Source organism: Agathobaculum sp. (genome assembly GCF_050946325.1).
Lineage (GTDB): Bacteria > Bacillota > Clostridia > Oscillospirales > Butyricicoccaceae > Agathobaculum.
Genome location: NZ_JBMNUP010000126.1, coordinates 1 through 5,562, shown reverse-complemented (window position 1 = coordinate 5,562; position 5,562 = coordinate 1). Strand labels below are relative to the sequence as shown.

Below are 5,562 nucleotides of genomic sequence, written 5' to 3'. Positions count from 1 at the left end.
ATGGAATACGATGAGCGAATTCAAAGTGCAGCCCGAATCAGCTGCGCGCGGGACAAATGCTTTTCAGCGCAGCGCCTCCCGTCCAACGCGCCTGAGTGAAATTGAGAGCGCGGACGAGACCCGCTTTCACTCTGGAATCGGTGAATTGGACCGCGTACTGGGCGGCGGCGCGGTTCATGGGTCGTTCGTGCTGGTTGGCGGTGAGCCGGGGATCGGCAAATCGACGCTGCTGATGCAGATGTGCCAGGAAATGTGTAAAAATGCACGGGTGCTGTATGTATCGGGCGAGGAATCGCTGCGTCAGATCAAGCTGCGTGCAGCGCGTTTGCATATTTCGTCTCCGGGACTATATATCCTTTCAGAAACGGATATGGAACAGATCCTTCATGAAACAGAGCTGATGGAACCGGATATTTTGATTGTAGACTCGATTCAGACAGTATACAAACGCGATTTAACCGGCGCGCCGGGCGGCGCTGCGCAAATCAAGGAGTGCGCGATGAGCCTGATGCAGTATGCAAAGAATCGTAATGTGACAATTTTTATTGTCGGTCATGTCAACAAGGAAGGAACTTTGGCAGGCCCGAAAATGTTGGAACATATGGTGGACTGTGTGCTGTACTTTGAGGGAGAAAGCGCAGGTCCGTTCCGCTGTCTGCGTGCGGCTAAAAACCGCTATGGCTCAACAAACGAGATTGGTGTGTTTGAGATGAGCGGACACGGTCTGCTGGAAGTGCAGAATCCTTCTGCAGCGATGCTTGCCGGACATCCGCAAGGCGCGTCAGGCAACTGTATTGCCTGCGTGGTGGAAGGAAGCCGTCCGCTGCTGGCCGAAATACAGGCGCTGGCAGCAAAAACACAGTTTGGCGTTCCGCGGCGGACAGCCGCAGGCGTTGACTATAACCGGATGGTTTTGCTGCTGGCAATTCTGGAAAAGCGGTGCGGACTGTTTCTGTCCTCGTCTGATGTTTATGTGAACGTGGTGGGCGGCATGCGGCTGGATGAACCGGCTGTCGACCTGCCGATGGCGCTGGCCATTGCTTCCAGCTTTCGGGACAAGCCATTGCCTGAAGGCGTGATGAGCTTTGGCGAAATTGGCCTGACAGGTGAAATGCGTGCAGTTTCCGGTGCGGCGCAGCGTATTAACGAGGCATACCGTCTTGGGTTCCATACCTGCATTATGCCAATGCAGGATGTGGACAGTGAATTGACCAGTAAAATGAATATTGTGCGCGTGAAAACTATAGGGGATGCGATTCGCGCCGTGCTGTAAGTACAAATTTCCACGAGTAAAACCGGTCTTTCTGCTAAAACTATGTTCAGTTTGCGGCAGGGAGGCCGGTGTTTTATGGAAAAGCAGGCGAGGGTTGTATTATTGGGGACAGCGGCACTGCTGACAGTGATGGCGTGGTGGTCATGGCGCAATCGGGCGCCGGAGCCTGTTCCCGTCAGCGCAGGGATGGCTGCTGTGCATGATATTTACAACAGTGTGACCGTGCCCGGCACGGTTGAGGCAACGGAAAGCGTTACCGTAAGTCCGATAGCGGATGCGGTGGTACAGCAGGTTATGGTAAATATGGGGCAGCGGGTGGAAAAAGGGGATCTGCTGTGTACGTTATCGCAGGCGGATGCAGACGGTGAATATGCAGAAGAGCTCCAGAACGTTTGGCGTGCAATAAAAGGAATGGCGCATAAAAATGTTGCTGCCAACTCGGATATTGCAATTTACGCACCGCAAGATGGAACTGTTGTATCGCTGCCCGCAGCAGGACAGCGTGTATTTGCCGGTCTGCCCTGCGTACAGCTTGCAGAATTAAAGCAGTTGCAAATTCGGGCAGAGGTGCCCGAGCTGTATGCGGGGGCGATGGCCTGCGGGCAGCAGGCCAATGTCACCGCCCCTGCGGTGTCAGGGCGTTCGTACAGCGCGGTTGTCAGCAGCATTTCACCGGTTGCTGTGCGTGCAATCAGCTTGACAGGTGCTTCTGCGGCGGCAACCGTAGAGGCAATTTTACCGCTGCGCGGCAGCGTTGCCGCACTGCGGCCAGGGTATTCGGTTTCTGTTAAAGTGTTTACCGATCTTCATGAACAGGCCGTAGTGGTGCCGCACGAAGCGGTGTGCCAGCGCGGCGAACAGGAATATGTGTTCTGTATAGAACATGGTAAGGCTGTGCAGCGCGCAGTTTCCACGGGATATATGCTGGAAAACGTGGTCGAAATTGTCGAGGGATTAGAGGGGGATGAGCAGGTTGTTTTATCCCCGGCAGAGAGCCTTGCGTCTGGCGTGCGGGTTGAGGTGGCGGTATGAGAGTGGGCGATTTGTTTCGCTTGGCAGGGGCCAACCTTCGTGTAAATCCGGTGCGCACTCTTTTGTGTGCGCTCTCGGTTGCAGTTGGAACCGGCGCCTTGCTGCTGATTTCCTCTATCGGCTTGTTTGGACGCAGTCAGGTGGAAGCAGGGCTGCAGACCATCGGAGTGGGTGGACTGTCAGTCTATCTGGACGGCGCGGGAACAGAGGGCGCGCTGTCGGTCGCGGCGGCAGATGCAATGGAGCAGGCGGTTGCAGCAGTGGAGCGTGCAATGCCAGTCAAAGCCAAAACAGGCAGTGTGCGTGTCGGGCATACAACGGAGAATGCGGTTTTTGTGGGAGCAGACGGCCGAATGGGACAGGTCATGCAGTTTGAGGTGATGGCTGGGACCCTGCTCACACAACATCAGGCAGAGTCTGCACGGCAGGTGGCGGTCATTGGAGATGATCTTGCAGAAACACTCTATGGGCGGGCGAATGTTGTGGGGCAGAAAATGCATATTCGTTTGAACGGAGCAGAACAGGTTTTTACGGTTTGCGGCGTTGTTCGGTCGCAGACAGGGGCCTTTGGCGGCGTACTGTCTGCGGTAGCGCCGCATTTGGTATATCTTCCATATCCGTGTCTTGCAGGGCAGCAGGACAGGGCAGACCAAATTTTTGTACGATGTGCAGCGGATGCTGATTTGACAGCGGTCAGCGGGCAGATCACGCGCTATTTCAGCAGACGCGGGCCAATAAGCGGTACTGTGCGTGTGCAGAATATAAGTGGAATGGTTGATACGGTACGGCATATGGCGGACCTGTCTTCGACGCTCTTTTTATTAATTGGCGTTATTACGTTGTGCGTGGCGCTGATCGGCGTGCTTTGCAGCATGTTGGCTGCGACTTATGAAAAAACAGAAGAAATCGGCGTTTTTCTTGCGCTTGGTGCGCAGCCGCGCGATATCAGACGCCTGTTTTTGCTGCAATCCCTTTTGATATGTGCCGTAGGCGGCGGCAGCGGCTTAATGACGGCAGGCGCTGTGTTGTATTTTGGCGCCTCTCTGCTGCTGCCGGGGTGGGGGTATTGCATAGCGCTGCTCCTGCTTTCAGCTGTGTGCGGTGCAGGCGCAGGGCTGATGCCGGCAGTATATGCTGCGCGGCTTGACCCCGTTGCGGCCATGAGCAAATAAGGCCTTTCCTTTTGAGTGGCAATATGATAAAATAAGCATAAAACAGAATAAGAAAGGTCTGTGCAACATGCGCCATATCATTGACCTCAGCGACCTGACGGAAAAGGAGTTTTCCGATCTTTACAAGCTGACAAATAATATAATTGACCGCCCGGAAGGATATACGGATGCCTGCCGCGGCAAGGTATTGGGCAGTCTGTTTTATGAGCCTTCAACCCGCACCAATTTGTCGTTTTCCACAGCAATGATGCGGCTTGGAGGCAGTGTGGTCGGTTTTTCTGACCCCAATTCCTCTTCCACCGCCAAAGGAGAGACCTTGAAGGATACGATCAGCATGGTGTCGAGCTATGCGGATTTGATTGTGATGCGTAATCCGCGCGAAGGGGCAGCCAAGGCGGCATCCATGTATTCTTCTGTGCCGGTGATCAATGCCGGTGACGGCGGGCATCTGCATCCAACACAGACGCTGACGGATATGGTCACAATTCTGCGTTTGCGCGGGTCTGCGGATGATATGAAAATCGGTCTGTGCGGCGATTTGAAATACGGCCGCACCGTGCATTCGCTGATCCATTTTCTGGCGCGATACCGCAATGTGCAAATATACCTGATTGCGCCGGACGCGCTGAAACTGCCGGATTATATGATTCAGTTCCTCAAGGAGCACAACATGCCTTTCTGCGAGGCAGCGAGTATTGATACCGTGCTTCCCGAACTGGATGTGCTGTACATGACGAGAATTCAGAGAGAGCGCTTTGTTACCACGCAGGAATATGAAAATCTGGAGGGCAATTACCGGCTGACAGCGGACAAGCTCAGACATGCAAAGAAGGATATGCTTGTGCTGCATCCGCTGCCGCGTGTGGATGAGATTGCACAGGATGTAGACGATGACCCGCGTGCAGTATATTTTCGACAGGCGCGTTTCGGTATGTTTGGCCGCATGGCGCTGCTGCTGACGTTGTCCAAACTGCCGTTCCAGCGGGCTGGACACCAGCCGATTGGCGCGCATGGCGTGAAGTGTTCCAACCATAAGTGTATTACCCAAACGGAGCGGTATCTGCCGCTGGAAGGCACCGTCGGAGGCCGCTGCCCATATTGTGACGGTGTGCTGGAGCGTATTTTGTAAGTAGAAGTACACCGGATCGTTAAGAAAGGAAGGCTTATCATGAATTTATTTACCCCGTTTTCTGTTAAGAATATGCAGGTACGCAACCGTATTGTAATGCCCCCGATGTGTATGTACTGCGCAGGGGAAGACGGTATCGCATCCCCGTTTCATTTTTCGCATTACACAGCGCGCGCAGTGGGCGGCGCTGGATTGATTGTGATGGAAGCCACTGGCGTACTGCCGCGCGGACGTATTTCCGACCATTGCCTGGGCTTATGGAATGATGAGCAGGCAAAGGCACTGGCGCCCATTGTTGCTGCATGCCAGGAGCAGGGCGCAAAAATGGCGATTCAGCTCAACCATGCGGGCCGAAAATGTGAGGCAAAGGCGGAGCCGTTTATCCATGCGCCAAGCGCTGTTGCATTTGATGAAAACGCACGCGTCCCCCAGCAGATGACGGAGGCTGATATGCAGGAAACTGTGGACGCCTTCCGCGCAGCGGCAAAGCGGGCTGCGGATATTGGCTTTGACGCCGTTGAAATTCATGCCGCGCATGGCTATCTGCTGAGCGAGTTTCTTTCTCCGTTAACCAATCAGCGCACGGATTGTTACGGCGGATCGGTGGAAAACCGCTGCCGCTTCGTAATTGAAGTGCTGAAAGCTGTGCATGAGGTGTGGCCGGAAGATAAACCGGTTTTGCTGCGCATCTCGGCAGAGGATTATGCATCCGACGGCATGCATCCGGAACAGATGGCGGAAGTGCTCCGCTGCCTGAAACCCTATATTGATGTGGTGGATGTGAGTACAGGCGGCGTCATTCCTGCACCTCCGTCCAAACTGTATCCGGGCTATCAGCTGAAAGCAGCGGAATACCTGCGGAAGAATGTGGGGTTGCCGGTGATTACAGTGGGCCTGATTGTTGAACCGCGGCTGATTGAAGAAATTCTTGGGAATGAGCGTGCGGATCTGGTTGC

At 54.4% G+C, this 5,562-nt stretch carries 5 protein-coding genes; all 5 read left to right on the top strand.

Annotation, left to right across the window (positions count from 1 at the left end):
- Positions 1 to 1,273 (top strand): DNA repair protein RadA (radA, locus tag ACOYIE_RS08855; RefSeq protein WP_433412424.1); only part of this gene is annotated, 1,273 nt, incomplete at its 5' end.
- 75 nt (positions 1,274 to 1,348) lie between these two features.
- Complete coding sequence (locus tag ACOYIE_RS08850; protein ID WP_433412422.1) at positions 1,349 to 2,305, top strand: efflux RND transporter periplasmic adaptor subunit; 957 nt, start codon at positions 1,349 to 1,351, stop codon at positions 2,303 to 2,305.
- Positions 2,302 to 3,477, top strand: a complete 1,176-nt coding sequence (locus ACOYIE_RS08845) for an ABC transporter permease (RefSeq protein WP_433412420.1) — start codon at positions 2,302 to 2,304, stop codon at positions 3,475 to 3,477. The genes ACOYIE_RS08850 and ACOYIE_RS08845 overlap by 4 nt, the downstream gene beginning before the upstream one ends.
- 58 nt (positions 3,478 to 3,535) lie before the next feature.
- Positions 3,536 to 4,606: an aspartate carbamoyltransferase gene (pyrB, locus tag ACOYIE_RS08840; RefSeq protein WP_433412426.1), complete on the top strand. Its 1,071-nt coding sequence runs from the start codon at positions 3,536 to 3,538 to the stop codon at positions 4,604 to 4,606.
- 39 nt (positions 4,607 to 4,645) lie between these two features.
- The coding region (locus tag ACOYIE_RS08835) for an NADH:flavin oxidoreductase/NADH oxidase (RefSeq protein WP_433412418.1) at positions 4,646 to 5,562 on the top strand (917 nt) is incomplete at its 3' end.